11 protein-coding genes are annotated in these 19,729 nt (G+C 38.2%); all 11 read right to left on the reverse strand.

What is annotated here, in order from left to right:
- Positions 1-51: 51 nt before the first annotated feature.
- The 11 genes from GD597_RS14490 to accB all read right to left on the reverse strand — a co-directional run bounded on the left by GD597_RS14490 (position 52) and on the right by accB (position 19,656).
- Positions 52-1,629: an FG-GAP repeat domain-containing protein gene (locus GD597_RS14490; protein ID WP_171608602.1), complete on the reverse strand. Its 1,578-nt coding sequence runs from the start codon at positions 1,627-1,629 to the stop codon at positions 52-54.
- Positions 1,630-1,750: 121 nt separating this feature from the next.
- Positions 1,751-2,224, reverse strand: coding sequence for a DUF1573 domain-containing protein (locus GD597_RS14495; protein WP_216368592.1), 474 nt, complete (start codon positions 2,222-2,224; stop codon positions 1,751-1,753).
- Between the two features lie 149 nt (positions 2,225-2,373).
- Positions 2,374-5,952: a VCBS repeat-containing protein gene (locus GD597_RS14500; RefSeq protein WP_171608603.1), complete on the reverse strand. Its 3,579-nt coding sequence runs from the start codon at positions 5,950-5,952 to the stop codon at positions 2,374-2,376.
- A gap of 361 nt (positions 5,953-6,313) precedes the next feature.
- Positions 6,314-8,104, reverse strand: coding sequence for a RagB/SusD family nutrient uptake outer membrane protein (locus GD597_RS14505; protein WP_171608604.1), 1,791 nt, complete (start codon positions 8,102-8,104; stop codon positions 6,314-6,316).
- A 22-nt stretch (positions 8,105-8,126) separates the two neighbouring features.
- Positions 8,127-11,309 (reverse strand): SusC/RagA family TonB-linked outer membrane protein, encoded by a 3,183-nt coding sequence (locus tag GD597_RS14510; RefSeq protein WP_171608605.1) that lies wholly within the window; start codon positions 11,307-11,309, stop codon positions 8,127-8,129.
- Between the two features lie 268 nt (positions 11,310-11,577).
- Complete coding sequence (gene miaA, locus GD597_RS14515) at positions 11,578-12,489, reverse strand: tRNA (adenosine(37)-N6)-dimethylallyltransferase MiaA (protein ID WP_171608606.1); 912 nt, start codon at positions 12,487-12,489, stop codon at positions 11,578-11,580.
- A 297-nt stretch (positions 12,490-12,786) separates the two neighbouring features.
- On the reverse strand, positions 12,787-13,947 hold the full coding sequence (locus GD597_RS14520) for a sigma-54-dependent transcriptional regulator (RefSeq protein ID WP_171608607.1): 1,161 nt from the start codon (positions 13,945-13,947) through the stop codon (positions 12,787-12,789).
- 243 nt (positions 13,948-14,190) lie between these two features.
- Positions 14,191-16,272, reverse strand: coding sequence for a TonB-dependent receptor (locus tag GD597_RS14525; protein WP_171608608.1), 2,082 nt, complete (start codon positions 16,270-16,272; stop codon positions 14,191-14,193).
- A 105-nt stretch (positions 16,273-16,377) separates the two neighbouring features.
- The gene (locus GD597_RS14530; protein WP_171608609.1) at positions 16,378-17,364 is read right to left on the reverse strand and encodes a pyruvate dehydrogenase complex E1 component subunit beta; all 987 of its coding nucleotides are present in this window, start codon (positions 17,362-17,364) and stop codon (positions 16,378-16,380) included.
- A 387-nt stretch (positions 17,365-17,751) separates the two neighbouring features.
- Complete coding sequence (gene accC / locus GD597_RS14535) at positions 17,752-19,089, reverse strand: acetyl-CoA carboxylase biotin carboxylase subunit (protein WP_171608610.1); 1,338 nt, start codon at positions 19,087-19,089, stop codon at positions 17,752-17,754.
- Positions 19,090-19,179: 90 nt separating this feature from the next.
- On the reverse strand, positions 19,180-19,656 hold the full coding sequence (gene accB, locus GD597_RS14540; protein ID WP_171608611.1) for an acetyl-CoA carboxylase biotin carboxyl carrier protein: 477 nt from the start codon (positions 19,654-19,656) through the stop codon (positions 19,180-19,182).
- Positions 19,657-19,729: the final 73 nt, after the last annotated feature.

A 19,729-nucleotide genomic window follows, 5' to 3' on the forward strand; every position in this document is an offset into this window, starting at 1 on the left:
TACTATGGCTGTAAAAATAATTGTATTGTTACAAATTAGGAATGAGTTTAATTACCTGCCCATATTTTTTAATACCATAAATGCAGGCCCTTTTTGAAAATCTACTTTTGATTTAATCATTATTGGGGCAGAAAAGTTGCCCAATACCAAATCTATTTTTCCATCTCCGTCTAAATCGCCGGCATTCATAGTAAGCCAACGGCCAGACTGTGTTTCCGGAACAGAAAATGGTTTAAACGAAAGACTACCATTGTTTTGTAAATACACAAAACCTTCTTCGGGCCTGTTTTTATAATCGGCAAAAAATGAAATAGTTGCAATATCCAAATCGCCGTCATTATCAAAGTCGCGGGCAATAGCTTTAAAACAGCCGTTTATATGAAAAAAATATTGCTGAGTAAATGCATTGGCCCCATCATTTAAATAGATATATACACCATGATAAGGCTTTAGTACGGCAGAATAATCGGCATTATCGCCGCAGGTATACACAATATCCGGGAAGCCATCTTTATTAAAATCTGCCAGCTCAAAATAGGAAGAACCATTATAGGGAGGAAAACGCAGCAACCTGCTTTCGTCAAACTTGCCGTTGCCTTTATTGGTGTACAAAAAAATGCTTTCATCGCCCTGCGCAAACAACACATAAATATCGGGTAAGCCATCTTTATTGTAATCTTTTATATAGGCTTTAATTGCGCCCGGCACTTCGCGAATAACATGGCGTTCATATTTTCTATCACCCTTATTTTCCATCCAGGATAGCGCCCCTTTTAAATTACCATATTCACAAACCAGATAATCCTCTTTGTCATCTATATTAAAATCGGTAGCCGTCATTTGTACAGGTCTTTGCAAACTGTCAAAAAGCCGAACTGTATCTAACCGAAGTGTATTGTTGGCAGTCATAATCAAATTACTACCCGAACCAAATTTGCCATTATTGGGAACAATTACACCAACATTACAAGCCATAGATTTGCCTTCTGCAAAATCAATATCTACTATGGCACCATCTCCGTGCAAAGAATCTGTCATTTGCAAATGATTATTAAAGCGATACAGGCTGCTGCTGGTAACATCGCCCAATAGCAATGTACGGGGCCACATAATGGTATCTATGCCTACAAAACAAATTTGGGGATTATTAAATTGTACAGCTGGTAGCATTGGCTTAAAAAGCGGCAGGTTATTTTCAATAGGTTCATCCAGCTTACCTGCCTCTAAACTATCCGGTGCCAATGCGGTGTAATAATCTATAATATGCTGCCATTGAATTGAATTTATTACAGGTTGCGATGGATAAAATGAAGCACCAATATTTCTATCAAATTTTGCAGAGGAATATTCTTTAAAGCCATTAAAAAATATACCCAGGCGTGGGCCCATGGCTGGCAATACCCCTTTTTCCCAGCTGGCGGCATTTAAAACAGATGGATCGGGCAACAGGTGGCAGGATGCACAATGTATAGCAGCAAGCGCTTTACCATCATCAATATTCTCATCAGGCACATTTGCATGTGTACTGTTCTTTTTGTATTGATTACACGAAATTGTAATTGTTACAAAAAAAACACAGGCAGTTATTGCCAACAATTTGCTTTTAATACTGGTAAACAATTTATACATGTATTGTTTGTTAATTGCCGTTTATACAGGCTTAAAATATTATGTACCGGGCTTTTGTTCTATGTGCATCATTCTTGCGTCGCACACTTGTGCTGCACAATGTAATGCAGCAGGCAGCCAATTATTTTGTTGTAACTAACGTTGTATCTTTAACAATTTCTCCATAAAATACAAGTGTATGCAAACGTTCATTTTTGGTGTTTGTACTTACAGCAATTGTTTTACGCAAGGCACCAATTTGACCGTTCCATTTATATACCGCATTTACCACGCCTTGTTTACCTGGCTGTACAGGCTCTTTTGAGTAGCTTGCAATTGTACAACCACAGGCAGGTGCCACTGTAATTATAAATAATGGTTTATTGCCAGTATTGGTAAAATGAAATTGTATGTGCGCTGTATCAGTTGTTTTTATGGTGCCTATGTTTTTTACTGAATCGGCCCATAAAACATTTGTATAATTGGCAGTATCCATTTGCGCAATTACTTCGGGTTCTATTCCCAAATTATTTTCGTACGGATTTTTATTGCTGTTGCAGCAGATAAAAATAAATGCCACCAAAACAAACCAAACAATTTTATTTATTATACTCATATTAATACAACTGCTGCTTTATGGTTTATGCCTGTTAATGCCATTTTTCGCTGTTGAAAGCTGAATACTGTTTTGCCGTACAAGTGTGCGACGCAAGTAAAGCCTGCTGTAGGTTTGCTGCCCGGTCAATAAACTTTGTACTTAACTATTTACAAAACCAATTTTCGTTTATTGCCTTTATCATCTGTAATAGTTACAGCAGCTACATTGCTGCCTGCATTTATAAAACGTGCCGATTGAGAGAGGAATGAATTTCCATAATAACATTCCTGTTTTTGCACAGTGCCGTTTTTATATTCAATAATGGCGCTCACATCAGCTGGCTGCAGCGGTATACATTGCACATTTGCTTTTAGTTTAAATACTTTGATAGGGCCGCGATTTTGGCCTGCCACTAATAAGCAGTTGCCTTTATTGTTTCTGATTTTTACGAGTGCCTTACCATCGCCGGGTATAAACAAGCCGCTTTGTAAAATAGTTTGTGGTGTAAAGTTGCCTTTGCCATTGCCTTTTAAAACCAGTCCATTTAAGGCATCGTAGCGGCCGGTGGCTACTTCGGTACCATAATCGTTACCATTAATAATAGCATCAAGGTTGCCATCGCCATCCACATCTTCTACAGCTATGCCACAAAGCATGGATAGCTGTGCCTGCAATGGTAATGGTTGCATGGTAAATTTGCCGTTACCGTCGTTACGCAAATAGGCTGATTGTAAATTATTGGCGTGGTAAATAATGGCATCTTTACGTTCATCTGGTGTAAGTACAGAATCCATTGTAGCATTGGCATAGGCGTTATAACTCTGAAAGCGGGAACGCATACCAATCATCTGGTTAATTAAATCGGACCTGCCAAAAGAAGGAAATTCTTTTTTGGTTTGATCCGTCATACTGGTTGGCAGGTAGAGTGATGTAATTGCATCAAAACTGCTATTGTTATCAAAGTCTTTTGCATATACGGAAACCGGGAATTTATCTGTTGCTTTATAAAAAGAGTTTTGGCCCAGGTTTCCCGCTATATAATCTATATCGCCATCGTTATCAAAATCTCCGGGGGCAATAGTATTCCACCATCCTACCTGATTATTGATGCCTGAAGATGCAGATACATTTTTAAAAATGCCTTTATCATTTTTTAGAAAACTTATAGGCATCCATTCGCCTGCCAATACCAAATCCTGCCAGCCATCGTTATCAAAATCGGTAAATAAGGCATCGCATACCATGCCAATATTATTCAGGTCTTTAGCAACAGTGGCTGTAACATCAGTAAATTTTATTTTACCATTTTCCGTATCGTTTCTATAAATAAAGCTGGAAACTGGTTTGGGATAATTCCATGGGTTAACCCTACCTGAAACAAACAAATCCAAATCGCCATCCTTATCAAAATCAACGGCTCTTACGCAAAATTTACTGGTAAGGTTTTCTGGTAATGCGGTTGTATCCTTTTTAAAATTACCCTTTCCATCGTTTATATAAAACCTATCCTGATATACAGTAGTATTTGGGCCGCCAATATAGCCACCGCTGGCTATGTATAAATCAAGGTCTTTATCACTATCAGCATCAAAAAGTAACAACCCTAAATCCTGTGATAATTTTGGTGCAGTGGTATCTTTCAACAAGGTCTTTTGTACAAAAAATCCATTTGATTGTTGTAAGAATATTTGAGCACTGTAATTAACAGAGCCTCCACTTATAAAGTCATCTAACCCATTATTATCAATATCGCCTGAGGCGATGGCAGGGCCAAATTGTGAGAATTTATGGGGTAATAATTTTTGAATATTAAAGTCTACAAAATCTCTTTCCTGGTGCCTGTATTGCACTTTTACAGAGTCAGTAATATCCCTGAAAAAGCTATTAGTTGCCAACACATTTTTTATTGGAGCAGCTACAGTTATTGCATTGGCATATTTAACAGTAAGCAATTGATCTGCCTTTACATTTGGTATGGTTTGCTTTTTACCATCTGGCCATACAATAACAAGTGAATCTATGTCAGTTGTTTTTCCCAAGCCAAATTGGGCCCTGCAATCAACAGAAGAAAGATAACCACGGTAGGGTGTATTTTCCCAAATTTGCATTTTTCCATTGTTGTAGTAAATAGATGCATAGGCCCCAATTCCACCTTTATTTAGAGCACTGCCCTCAAACTGAATTTTAAGATAATGACTACTATCTGTTGACTGCTGTCTTTCTTTATTGTTATATAAAGATGCTTCCCCGTTAATATTACTTACCACAACATCCATATCGCCATCATTATCTAAATCGGCGTAAACTGCCGCATTAGAAAAAGTGGGTACATCCATACCCCATTGTACCGACATATTAGAAAAAGTAAGATCTCCATTGTTTTTAAATGCATAATTATGCAGCTTCACCTCGGGTATCTGTTCAAGTATTTGCTTTCTTGAAGCCAGGTTGGTGGCCTCGTTTCTATAGGTGATAAAATCATGATCAGTAAGGTCTTTTGGGTAACCATTGGTAATTATAATATCACGATTGCCATCATTATCAAAATCGGATACCAGGGGTGTCCAGCTCCAATCAGTTTCAGCCATACCTGCATAATAGCCTATTTCACTAAAAATAGGTGCACCAATTGAATCGTTTGCATTTACTCTTGGGCCCTGGTTTAATTGCAACGTATTTCGCACATATTGGTAGTTGTACGAAAACCGGTCGCTGTTTTGGTATTTCTGGTAACTATTTCCATTTAACATCATCTTCTTACGAAAGTTGTCTTCAGGATCCATATCTAAAGCCACCACATCCGCAAGACCATCATTGTTTACATCTACAATATCATTGCCCATGGCATTGGCTGAGGTATGCTTAAAGTAGTTTGAAAGTTGCTCAGAAAAAGTACCATCCTGATTATTGATCCACAAAAGATCATTACTAATAAAATCATTGGTAACATATATGTCTTTCCATCCATCGTTATTGATATCAGTGATGTTAACGGAGTGGCCATAGCCTTCAGTTTCAATACCTGCCAAATGAGAAACATCAGCATATACTCCATGCTTTAATGCCGGGTTCCAATCGTTAGAAAACAGTTTACCCGTACTTGGGTTTAAGCGGTCTTTTAATACAGGATGAAAGTTATCAGGAAACACTTTTGTGTTTACTTCATTTACAACAATATAAACATCCAAATCACCATCATTATCATAATCAAAAAAGGCAGCCTGTGTGGAGTGTGAGCTGTCATCCAAACCATACTCGTGGGCTAACTCCTTAAAATGTGGAATATTATTTTTATCATTTCCCTCATTTACATACAACAGATTTTTGCGTTCTTCCCCGTTTTTTTTTAACGAAGCACAAACATACAAATCCTGTAAACCATCATTATTAATATCAATTACATCTGCGCCTCTGCACCATTTTCCATTACCGCCAACTGAGGCATCATCAGTAACATCTTCAAATTCAAAATTGCCTTTGTTTATATACAATTTATTGGAAACATTATTTCCACTAAAATACAAATCCTGCAACCCATCATTATTAAAGTCTCCAACGGCAATGCCGCCACCATTATAAATATTGGTTACATCAAGCGGGTTCAACGTATCGTTCTCTATAATATCGTTAGAAAAATGTATGCCTGAATGGCTTGAACTTACCTCCTCAAAGAGTGTATTGCTATTACTGCAGGCAGCAAAAAAAACAACAAAGCAACTATACAATACTATTTTGAAACCTTTCATATAAACAACCTTTACTTGAAAAATAAAATAATCAAAAATGGGTAAATATTATTTGCCAAACATTGGCTTTAAAAAGCATCTTTACTTGCGTCGCACTCTTGTACTGCAAATCTCAAAGCAGCTATAATAGTACGAATTGCTAAATGTAAATTTTAAAGGAACAGGGTAAGTATTTTCGTCGCATTTTAATTAAAATTTAGCTTCATTATTAGGCGAACGATGAAAGGATTGCGACGCAAGGATGCATCATCTTTGCAATGGAGCTGGAATTAATAAAAAATAACTTGTACATATTACAAAAAGAGGCAGAGCTATTCACTCTACCTCTTTTTTTAGAACTATTTAAAGTTATTGCTAACTATTAGTAGCCAGGATTTTGTGTAACACGTGTCGTTCCATCAGCATTCAAATTATCAACAGTACCCTGTGGAATTGGCATGTATTCATTTTTACCGGCAGTAAAATTGGCGCTGGCTTTTAATGGTCTTGCAGCTTTCTCTCTGCCAATGTACGCATTGATAGTTGTTGCAGCAATACCCCATCTTACCAGGTCAAAGAAACGCTGACCTTCCATTGCTAATTCAAGTCTTCTTTCCATTTGAATTGCTTTTAAAGCATTGGCAGAAGTGAAAGTAGCAGAAGTGTAAGGCTTAATAGCATAGTTATCAGCATCTTCACCTGCGCTACCATAAGTAGCAGTGGCTGCATTGTAATCAGAACCAGATTTAACCCATGTTTCAGGATGATCAGCAACACGGTTACGTACCCTGTTAACATCATTCATAGCAGCTGTTAGGTCAGAAGAATATTCACACTCTGCTCTCCAAAGAATAACATCAGAGAAACGGATAATATTTACATTGTTGGCAACAAGTTCTGTTGGCCCCCAATAAGCACTACCCACATCTGTATATTGCCCTTTTTGAGAAGCAGCGTATACATTTTTCTTTGGGCTAAACAGACCATCGTTAACAGGATTTCTAATCCAGGCAGCACCAGGATGATTACCCCAATCTAAGTAAGGAATGCCTTCTCTGCCCATAACCCAATCAATTCTAGGATCTAAAGTTCCTGTATATGGAGAACCAGCTGGATTGCTAACCCATAACCCTGTGTAAAAATTATCTAATAATGGTAAGCCATTAGCATCAGTTTTATAAGCATTTGCCAAATCCTGTGAAGGATTGTAGAAACCGCAGCATGCACCCGGACCACCTGTGTAAGGGAAGTTAAGGATATCACCATAGTTACCATTAGGATCTCCACCCCAGTCAACTGAAGAACCATCCTGAACAGATGTTTGAGCTGCGAAAACTGATTCAGCACTGTTCTTTTGAGCAGGGTTAAAGTTTGAATAATAGTTATCATTCAACGCATATTTAACACCACCTGCAGTTTTCCCATTATTAATGGCATCATTCAACAAAGGAAGCGCTGAAGAAGGTTGGCCTTGAAACATGTATGCTTTTGCCAATAAACAAACAGCCGCCCACTTATTAGCTCTGCCCACTTCGCTACCAAAGGATTCTGGTAAGTTATCCTTTGCAAAAGTCAAATCACCAATTATTAGGTTCCAAACAGCTGTTTGATCAGCATTGGAAGTAACAGTATTCTGCGGATTTACAGTTTCATCTACCGGAAGAATATTACCAAAAATTTTCTTTGCTTCAAAATGATAGAAAGCCCTTAAAAAGCGTGCCTGAGCCTGTATTTCTGTAGCTTTTTCAGGTGTAATTCCTTCAGCTATTGCCAAAGTATTTAACACATCATTACTACGTTGGATACCAGCATAACAAAGAATCCATTTTTGAGGTATAGCTCCGTTTGTAGGAGTTAAAGTAGTCCACTGTTCCATTGGAGCAGCATCTGCAACATCCGAAGGATCCGAACCCTTATAGGCGTCGTCACTTGTAACACCACCAAAAATCCAGTTTGATGCACCTGAGGCAAAACCATCGCCTGCTGCACCTGCACCGTCAACTAGTGAATAGGCACCGATTAACAATCCCTGAACACCATCTTCAGTTGCTAAAATTTGTGGGTTTAATGTTCCCAATGGTGGCTTGTCCAAAAAGCTTTTGCTACAAGCAAAAATGGTTACAGCTACAACAATACCCAGTGGAATAAGCCCTATATTTTTTATTTTTTTCATATACTCAGAATTAATTAATAATTTAAAAATTGAGGTTAACACCAATTAAGAATGCGGCTGTATGGGGATAGTTACCCTGATCGATGCCAAATCCAACAGTGTTGTTAATGTCGCTACTTTGCAATTCAGGATCCAAACCATCGTATTTGGTAATGGTAAACAAGTTAGCACCTTGTATGTATACCCTTAAGCGGTCGATACCAAATTTCGCTGTAGACTTGGCAGGCATAGTGTAGCCAATTTGCATTTGCTTACAACGCAGGTAAGAACCTTTACTGATAAAGTAACTATTTGTTACACCATCGGTACTAAAACCACCTGTTGTACGCAATTTTGGAATAGAAGTATTTGTATTATCCGGAGTCCATGAATTAACTGCAACCTCTCTTCTGATACCACCTTTAAAGAAGTCAGGGAAATCAGTGAAGTATTTGGTTTGATTGAAGATGTCATTACCATGTGAGCCAAAGAAGAAGCCGGAGAAGTCAAAGCTCTTATAGCTAAATGAAAGATTTAAGCCATAAGTGAAATCAGGATTAGGATTACCTATATAAGTTCTGTCTTTGTCATCAATCACACCATCAGCATTTTGATCTTTGTATTTAAATACACCTGGAGACTCATCACCTTGTTGGGTAGGAGATTTAGCTACATCCTCTGCATTTTGGAAAATACCAATTACCTCATAACCATAGAAAGCACCTACAGGATGACCTTCTTCATTACGTGTAACAATAACGTTTCTGATTTGAGGACCATTAAAGTAAGGCAAACCAGGAATATTAACAATCTTATTATTATAAGAAGTAAATAAACCAGTAACATCAAATTTAACATCTTTACCAATAGTACCGTGATAAGTAACACTAGCGTCAATACCTGTATTTTGCATGTCACCGATATTTACTTTAGGTAAACTTGCATCACCAGTAAAGATTAGATCGTATTGAGTTCCAGAAGCGGTGAACAACAATCCACTAACTTTCTTTTTATAGTAATCAATAGTAACATCCAATTTATTTTTTAACAAAGTCGCATCAAAACCGATGTTAGAAATGATATCACCTTCCCATGTTGTTGTTGGGTTACCAATATTACTTCTAAAGAAACCAGATGAAGGATTGTTGCTGCTACCAGTTAAATCATAAAATGAGCGGCCTGCTCTCTGACCATATAAGTTAAATGGATTGGTTGGATTCACGTTACTGGTAGAACCTAATTTACCCCAGCTATAACGTAATTTCAAATCATTAATAAAAGATACATCCTTCATAAAGTTTTCCTGAGAAATTCTCCATGCACCAGAAACAGCAGGGAAATAACCAGTTCTAACATCTTCAGCAAATACTGAAGCAGCATCTCTACGTAATGAAGCATTGATCAGATATTTTCCTGAAAATCCATACTCCAAACGTGCAAACTGAGACCATAATGAACTTTGGCCAGCACTTCCAGAATTTGATTGGCCTGTTGGAGAACCAGTATTAAGTTGCCAGAAATTGGGGTTTTCAGAAAAATAATTACTTCTTGTGCCACCCAAAAATCTATAGTAACTATAAACTGCTTCTGTACCTACAAGGGCTTTAACATTATGCTTACCAAATGAATTGGTATATGCAACAGTATTAGTATAGGTCCAGTTAGTACTATAACCAGCGCCTTCACTAAAGGAATTAGCACCTGAATTTCCTTCCGCATTTTCATAACCTACATAGTTAAAATTATAACTGTAGTTGTTATCAATTGTTCCACCAAAAGTGGTACGGGCAGTGAAATGCTTTAAGAAATCTACTTCACCAAAAACATTACCGGTAATGTCCCAGTTGTTTTGCTTGTTATCTTTTGTACGATAAATATCAGCATAAGGGTTACGTGCATTACCTAAATCTTGTGATTTAGTACCTGCAAAATTACCTGCGATATCATAAACAGGGATAATAGCATCTTCACGGAAAGCAGTAGTGAAAGGACTACCCTCACTTTGGTTACCGAATATCGGGTTTGTTTTATAGAAAATGTAAGCATTCTCACCTACACGAATTTTGTCATTGATATTAAACTGTGTGTTAGCACGCACAGAATATCTTTTTAAACCCTGGAATTGAGCAATACCTTGTTGATCAAGATAACCCATAGAGAAGAAATAAGAACTCTTGTCTGAACCAGAGCTAATAGAGATATTGTGATTTTGCTGCTGGGCATTACGGGTAATAACATCATACCAGTTGGTACCAATTTTATTCGCTTTGGTAATCTGGTTGGAAGTTCTGTTATAAGTAGAAATATCCGTGTTAGGATCTCCTTCAAAACCCGCTGTTGGGGTAATGTAATCAGGAATTACTGGAGATGCACCGTTGCCATATTGCTTACTGCTAGGATTAGCAATACCTGAATTACGCTGCTGTTGCCAAATTGCATCAGCTTGTTGTTGGGTACTGGCCATATCATAACCAGGACCTCTTGTAGTTACACCATAATAGCCATCATAACTAACTTTAGCTTTACCGGTTTTACCTTTTTTAGTGGTAATGATAATTACACCATTAGAACCAGCAACACCATAAATAGCTGCGGCGGCATCTTTCAGTACCTGTACTGATTCAATGTCTGCCACATTAATATCGTGCAAGCTACCCCTTACTCCATCAATAACAACAAGGGGTGAGTTATTACCAAAACCTGTTATACCACGAATACGAATATCACTGGCTGCACCAGGCTGGCCAGAACTAATAACGGTTACACCAGAAGCACGACCTTGTAAAGCCTCTTCACCTGTACCAACAGGGGTTTGCCTTAGGTCTTTAACATTCACCACAGATACGGAACCTGTAATTTCTTTTTTCTTCTGTGCAGTATAACCTGTTACAACTATCTCATCCAAAGAAGAAGATTTCTCCTTTAAAGAAACAGCTACATCGGTTTGAGAAGCCACATCAACTTCTACATCATCAAAACCAACTGAAGAAATAACCAATTTGGTTTTAGAAGCAGGAACGGTAATAGCAAAACTACCAGTAGTGGTTGTAACAGTTGCTACATTGGTACCTTTTACTGTTACTGTTGCAAAAGCCACAGGTTGTTTGTCTTTAGCATTTGTTACAGTTCCTGTCACTTTTTTTTGTGCATGCAGAGAACTGGACAAGAAAAGAAAGAGAAGTGCTGTACATACGTGCACAGTCAATCGAGCGATTTTTTGTCTCATAAGCAAGGCAATTATGGTTGTGTTAATAATTAAGAACGGTTAAAAATAAGGGAATTAATTATTTGTTAAATGAAAAAAAATAAGTTTTTTTTCATTGTGTATTTCGTACACATTTAATTTGCGTTGAATTGACACAATGAATTACTGATTATTGATAAAATGGTATCGATTTTGATTAATATAGTGCGTTTATACCATTAAATGATAAAATATTACCAATTAAAAAAAATTACTACTGCTGTACAATTTTTTACAAATGAGGGCAATTTTACATCCTTTTTTGAAGCAATTTAAGAGATGATTCGAAGGCAAATTTACTGTCAAACCAGTTTATGGATGTATCCTTTTTAAACCATGTTATTTGCCGCTTGGCATAATGCCTTGTGTTAATTTTTATAGCTTCGATAGCTAGATTAAGAGTAGTAATTCCATCAAAATAGGCGAAGAATTCTTTGTACCCTACGGTTTGTAAAGCATTCAAATAAGCGTAACTGCGTAAGTTGGCGGCTTCTTTCAATAATCCGGCACTCATCATGCTATCTACCCGTTGGTTAATATTACTATGCAATAATGTTTTCTCTACTGATAATCCTAGCTTAATAATATTAAATGGCCTTTCAGCAATCTGCCGGTTTCGATAATGTATTATTGAGTTTCCGGTACTTAGTTTTATTTCCAGTGCCCGCATTAAGCGCTGCGGGTTTTGCTGTTCGCACTGTTGCCAGAATAATGGGTCTTTTGTACTAACTTCATTTTGTAGCCAAGCTAATCCATTGGTCTGATATTGCAACGCTATAAATGCCCTGATATCTTTATCGGCATTAGGTATTGGGTCAAGACCTTCACAAAAAGCTTTTATATACAAGCCGGTTCCGCCTGCCATTATAACAATTGGATTGTGTTGAAAAACCTGATTACATTTTTCTAAGGCATACTGCACAAATATTTGTGCAGTTACATCATCTGTAATCGAGTGAGAACTGATAAAATGATGTGGCACCAATTGCAACTCCTCAGGGCTGGGTTTGGCAACACCAATATTTAGTTCTTTAAAGCATTGGCGAGAGTCTGCAGAAATTATTTCAGTATTAAAATGCTGCGCCAATTGTATAGCCAGACTTGTTTTACCCGATGCAGTGGCACCAGCAATTATAATAACGGTATTCTTTTTGGGTGCCATAATATAATAGTTATGCAGACTATTAAAAACAATAGCAATATTTTAAAATATTTGGTAAGGCTTGGCTAATTAGCAATTAATGTTTTGAGCCCGGCTTATATTTTCAATGAGGCTTTTCTTGCGTCGCACTCTTGTACGTTCAGTACATTATTCAACAATTTTTAATACCCATCTATTTATTAGATATCAATACATTCTTTTTAGCCGCCACAAAGAAGAAACCTGAAGTGTGCGACGCAAGTAAAGCTTAATAGAAATTCAATTGTCTGGTCCAGCAATAAATTAAATAAGCATCTATTAGCCCGGTAATACAAAATTCTTTACATCTTCGGCTGTAATTAATTTGCCCGATAATATAATAAGCCTTTCTACCACATTTCTTAATTCGCGTATATTTCCTGTCCAGTTATGTTGTTGTAACGCTACCATTGCAGCAGGATCTATAGACTTTTTTGCCTGGCCATAATCTTCCGCAATATCTGCCAGAAACTTGTTTACCAGCAAGGGAATATCATCCTTACGGTTATTAAGCGAAGGCACATGAATTAATATTACACCCAAGCGGTGATAAAGGTCTAACCTGAAATTTTTAGCTTCGGTTTCTTTTAATAAATCCTTATTAGTAGCTGCAATTACACGTACATCTACAGCAATTTCTTTATCGGCCCCTACCCTTGTTATTTTACCTTCCTGTAACGCACGTAATACTTTGGCCTGGGCGCTTAAACTCATATCGCCTATTTCATCTAAAAACAAAGTACCACCGCTGGCTTGTTCAAATTTACCAATGCGCTGTTTAATTGCAGAAGTAAAAGAGCCTTTTTCGTGACCAAATAATTCGCTTTCTATCAACTCGCTGGGGATAGCCGCGCAGTTAACTTCTACCAGCGGTCCATTGCTTCTGTTGCTTTTTTCGTGCAACCAACGGGCTACAAGTTCTTTACCTGCACCATTTTCACCGGTTATTAAAACCCGTGCATCGGTGGGTGCCACTTTATCAATAGTATCTTTTATGCGCAAAATAGGTTCGCTTTCGCCAATAATTTCCTGTACACGGTTTACTTTACGTTTTAATACTTTGGTTTCCTTTGCCAAACTGTTTTTATCTACCGCATTTCGAATGGTAATTAACAGTCGGTTTAAATCCGGGGGTTTGGCTACATAATCATACGCACCTTTTTTTACAGCATCAACAGCAGTTTCAATAGTGCCATGCCCACTTATCATTATAACCGGTACGTCTGGATTTTTTTCGGTGGCGCGGGATAAAAATTCAAGTCCATCTATTTTGGGCATTTTAATATCACAGAGTACCGCATCGTAAGTGGTGGCACAAAACAATTTCCAGCCTTCCTCACCATCGGCGGCTTCATCTACTTTAAACCCTTCATATCCCAGTATTTCGCTCAGGGTTTTACGAATGGCTCTTTCATCGTCAATAATCAGTATCTGTTGCATATTCTAATTATTTGGTGCGCTATTAGCATTGTGATTGACTGCAAATATAGGTATTGCTTTGCTGAGCTATTACAAAGCTAAAACAGGATTGGTTGCATCAGCATAGATGGCAGAATGCCAAAAGGCCTCAAAACATTCGGTTGGGTTATTTTTAAACCCATTGCTGAATAGCCTTACAAACGTACAAGAGTGCGACGCAAGTAAAGCCCCCAACTTTTGTTTTGCCCGGCCAATAACTAAATTTTACAATATTATTTTAACTCCAGCATAATAATTTCTGGTTGAGGCTGCATTAAAATACCTGTTGCCAGCTGCATTAATATCGTTGCCAAGGCTGTATTTTTCGTTTAACAGGTTATCGGCACCTGCAAAAATATCAAGCCTGGTATTTTTTAATTGCAATTGCTTACCTATTTTTATTTGTAATAAATGATAAGGTGCAGACGCTACGGTATTAGCATCGTTTAATTGAATTGCACTGGAATAGTTGAACATTATATTGGCATAATAAAGATGTCTGGTTATTATATCAACACCGGTAATATTTACTGTGCGCGGAACACCAGTTATTTTATTGCCGGAATAATCGGTAGTACCAATAGTGTAGCTATCAAAATAATAGGGCTGATAGGCAAGACTATTCCACAAATGCAAACTGCGTACTAAACTGTTTTTTTGTTCTATAATTCGGGCATTCCACCAAATTTCCAAACCCTTTTGTATGGTACTTCCGGCATTTACAAAATAGTCGGCACCATTTGCATCGTTACGGCGAACAATGGCGCTTTTAAGATTAAAATAATTGAAGGAGGCACTGTAAGAAAAACTGTTTTGTAGTAAAGTACCTTTTATACCCACTTCATAATTCCAGCCATACTCGGCCTGCAGGGTTTCGTTTACCACACCAGAAGAAGGCCTTACTTCGGCAAGGCTTGGTGGTGAAAATCCTTTAGAGATATTGGCAAATATATTAGTACTTTTTAATACTGCATAGGAAATACCCAAACGTGGACTAATAGCAGGATCGGCATTTTTTATTTTGGGATAATCGGTATTGACTGGTGTTACCCTGTTGTACCAAAAACGATAATCGTTATTACTAATACCTGCCTGTAAAAACCATTTTTCTGCAATATTCATATTTACCTGAGCAAACAAAAAATACTGGGTAACATGTACTTTGTCTTTATACTGTGTAGTATCTGGCACCCCAGCTTTATTGCCGTATACCCTTATATAAGAATCGTTGTATTGAAAATCGGCGCCTGCATTGGCTTCCAGTTTAAATGAATTGTGTTTATACGTGTAGGCAAAGTTGGTACGGGCACTATAGTTCCACTCTTTTCGCTTTTCAAAGTTGGTAATAAAGGGATTTTGAAAATCGGTTTTATTCAACCCAACTGTGGTGCTATTGGTAATATGTCCCGTAAGCTTTGTTTGCAATGTTATTGCAGCTAAACCAGTCTCGTTATAAACAGCTGTTTTTTGGGTTATTGCGCCAGGAAAACTACCTGCTGCAAGGCGGGCCAGCCGTGGCGCAGTATCGTATTGCGCCTGAGTTATACCACCCGGTGTTTCATAATGAAGCCTGGTATATAATGCCAGAAAGGAAATGCTGGTATTTTTACTGGCCATCCATTTGCCATTCCACCTGATTATATTTCTGTCTAATGCAGATTGCTGCCGGTAGCCATCGCTACGCACATACGATTGCTGTAAGTCGGATACAAATTTAGTGCTGCTATAATGCCAGCCTGCCTGCCCGCTAAAAAGCCCAAAAGAACCGCCGGCAAGCCCAAATTGTAATTGGTTCTTTTTTGCCAAAACCTCAGTGTTACTATGTAGGATAATGGCGCCACCGGTATTAGCCCCATAAAAACTTGATGCTGGCCCTTTAATAATCTCCATAGATTGAATACTGTTTGCATCAACCAGATTAATATAGGTGTTACCAGTAGCATCAGTTAAAGGCAGTTCGTCCCAGTATACTTTTATATTTCTAACACCAAATGGCGAACGCAATAAACTACCCCTAACTGATAATCGGAAACTGCCGGGAGAACGTTCTTCCATTCTAACACCAGGAACAGTATTTACTGCCGGAAGCAGGCTTACAACACCTTGCGCAGTTAAATCCTTCTTGCTGATGAACGCGATAGAAGCAGGCACATCTTTTAATGGCAGCTTGGCAGAAAAGGCAGTAACGGTCACACTTTGCAGTATAACACTATCATTTAATGCAAATAAAGAATCTGCCTTTTGGGCAAACAATACGCTATTACCAAAAAACATTATCACCAATAGTTGTAAAAATTTGATGCGCATACAATGTGTTCTTGTTTAAACAGGAAATGGAATATAAAAGAGGCTTCTAAAAAATAAAAATCCCGATATAAATCTATACCGGGATTTTTACAAATTGTTTATTAATTACTTCTGTAAATACATGACTTCTTTAACCAATTTAACCGTTCTGGTTACATCTGGTATGGCGAGTGCTGCCAAATTAGGCGCATAGTGCATGGGGGCATCGGCACTGGTAATTCTTAAAACTGGTGCATCAAGGTAATCAAAACCTTCTTTTTGGATACGGTATGCTATTTCCGATGATACAGAACACATTGGCCATTGTTCTTCTACTATTACCAGGCGGTTGGTTTTCTTTACACTTTCCAAAATGGTTTTCCAATCCAATGGACGAATAGTTCTTAGGTCTATCACTTCTGCGCTGATACCTTCTTTCTCCAATTCTGCAGCAGCACTAAGTGCTACTTTCATCATTTTGTTATAAGAAACAATGGTAACATCCTTACCCAAACGTTTTACATCTGCTTTACCCAGTTCTATATAATATTCTTCTTCAGGTACTTCGCATTTATCACCATACATCATTTCACTTTCCATAAACATTACCGGATCTTCTTCGTACCTGATAGCTTGTTTCAACAAACCTTTTGCATCGTAACCGTTGGAAGGTGATATTACTTTTAACCCAGGAATATTTGCATAATAACTTTCAAATGCTGTTGAGTGCTGGGCACCTAACTGGCCGGCACTGCCATTACCACCACGAAAAACAATGGGGCAGGTTATTTGCCCGCCACTCATGGCAAGCATTTTAGAGGCAGTATTTAAAATCTGGTCTAATGCCAATACAGCAAAGTTCCAGGTCATAAATTCCACAATTGGGCGTAAACCATTTTGGGCTGCACCCACAGCTACAGCAGTAAAACCAAGTTCTGCAATGGGGGTATCTATTACCCTTTTTGCACCAAATTCGGCCAACATACCCTGACTTACCTTGTAAGCACCATTATATTCTGCTACTTCCTCACCCATTAAAAAAACCCTGCTGTCTCTTCTCATTTCTTCATTCATGGCCTCACGCAGGGCCTCACGAAAAGCAATTTGTCGCATATATTTCTCTGTTTAAACGCTTTAAAAACTTGGCAAAAATATAGGTTTATAGTTTACAAAATTCAAATAAGGCCAACAGTACTTATATAAATAAAAAACATGGGTGTATTGTAACCATAAAACAATACAGGCTAATCTATTATTTACCAGGCAATGGAATGTTATAGCAGCATTCTTGCGTCGCACTCTTGTGCTGCAGGTACTGTATGCGGCTTATTGAAATAGGGAAAAGTGGCATTTAAACCAGTTAGAATGCTCTATCAATTAATCTGTCTTTTGTCCAATAGCATTCATGCAGCACAAGAGTGCGACGCAAGTAAAGCTACATTTTGTATTGGGCCGGGTACATAAAAAAAATCCCGCAGTTGTTGGCTGCGGGATAAAGTATTAAACCATGGTAAAGGTTTCCAGAAATTTGGTAGTAAAATTACCTTTTCTGAAATCTTCATTTTTCATGAGTTGCAAATGAAATGGAATGGTGGTTTTAACACCTTCTATAATATACTCGCTTAATGCACGGTACATGGTGTCTATTGCCTCTTCACGGGTGCGGGCTACCGCAATTAATTTGGCAATCATAGAATCATAGTAAGGCGGAATTACATAACCGGCATACACATGACTATCAACACGTACACCATGGCCACCTGGCGTATTTAACACGGTTATTTTACCCGGAGATGGTCTGAAATCGTTGTAAGGATCTTCAGCATTAATGCGGCATTCTATGGCATGCATCTGAGGCAGGTAATTGATGCCGGATATTTTCTCACCCATTGCAATTTTAATCTGCTCTTTAATCAGGTCGAAATTAATTACTTCTTCGGTTACACAATGTTCTACCTGTATACGGGTATTCATTTCCATGAAGTAAAAATTACGGTGTTTATCTACCAGAAATTCAATGGTACCAACACTTTCGTAATTAATGGCGCTGGCTGCCTTTATAGCTGCTTCTCCCATTCTTTCTCTTAGCTCGGGTGTCATAAAAGGAGAAGGCGATTCTTCCACCAGCTTTTGGTGGCGGCGTTGAATGGAGCAATCTCTTTCACTTAAATGGCAAATATTACCATATTGATCGCCTGCCACCTGAATTTCTATATGGCGTGGTTCTTCCACAAATTTTTCCATATAAATACCATCGTTTTTAAAGGAGGCTGCTGCTTCAGTTTTGGCTGTTGTGTAGGCTTTTTCCATTTCGGTATCATTCCAAACCACCCGCATACCTTTACCACCACCACCGGCAGTTGCTTTAAGTATAACCGGGTATCCAACTTCTTTAGCTAAAGTAATGGCCTCTTCAATACTGCCTAGCAAACCTTCGCCACCGGGCACAACCGGCACACCGGCTTTAATCATTGTTTCTTTGGCGGTAATTTTATCGCCCATGCTATTAATCATGCTGGCTGTTGGGCCTATAAACTTAATGCCATGATCAGCACAAATTTGGGAGAATTTTGCATTTTCGGCCAAAAAACCATACCCTGGGTGAATAGCATCTGCATTGGTTATTTCTGCAGCAGCCATAATATGAGGAATGTTCAAATAAGAATCGCTGCTTTGAGGTTTTCCTATACAAACGGCTTCATCAGCAAATTTTACATGCAAGCTATCTTTATCGGCAGTAGAATAAACCGCTACTGTTTTAATACCCATTTCGCGGCAGGTTCTAATAACACGTAAAGCAATTTCGCCACGATTGGCTATAAGTATTTTTTTAAACATTGAATTAGATTGAAGTTGTGCAAATAAACAAAAGTGCGGATATAACAATAAGGATTATACCTGTTTGTTTATCCGCATCATCGTGTAAGCTTATGCTGGTTCTACCAGGAACAAAGGTTGGTCGTATTCAACCGGGCTGGCATCATCTACCAATACCTTAACAATTTTACCGCTTACTTCACTTTCAATTTCGTTGAAAAGTTTCATTGCCTCTATGATACAAACCACTTTACCTACAGAAACAGCTTCTCCAACTTCTGTTAGCAAAGGTTTATCAGGCGAAGCCCTGCGGTAAAAAGTACCTATCATCGGGCTCTTAATAGTAATTAAATTAGAAGCTGCAGGCGCAACAGGTGTTGCAGGAGCAGCGGCAGCGGGAGCAGCAGGAGCGGCGGCTACAGGTGCAGGTGCATATACTGGAGCAGCCGGTGCGGTTGCATAAACTGCCGGCGCTATATCTTCTTTTTGCTTAATGGTAATTTTAAAACCTTCTTCCTCTATACTAAGTTCCCCGATATTACTCTTGTTTACAATCTTGATAAGTTCCTGGATCTGCTTGAAGTCCATAATTGAATTTTTTGGGATTTTGTAATGTTTTGAGACCTTTTTACCCTAATTGGAGGGGCAAAATAGGCATTTT

Source organism: Limnovirga soli, assembly GCF_013106755.1.
GTDB classification, from domain to species: Bacteria; Bacteroidota; Bacteroidia; order Chitinophagales; family Chitinophagaceae; genus Limnovirga; species Limnovirga soli.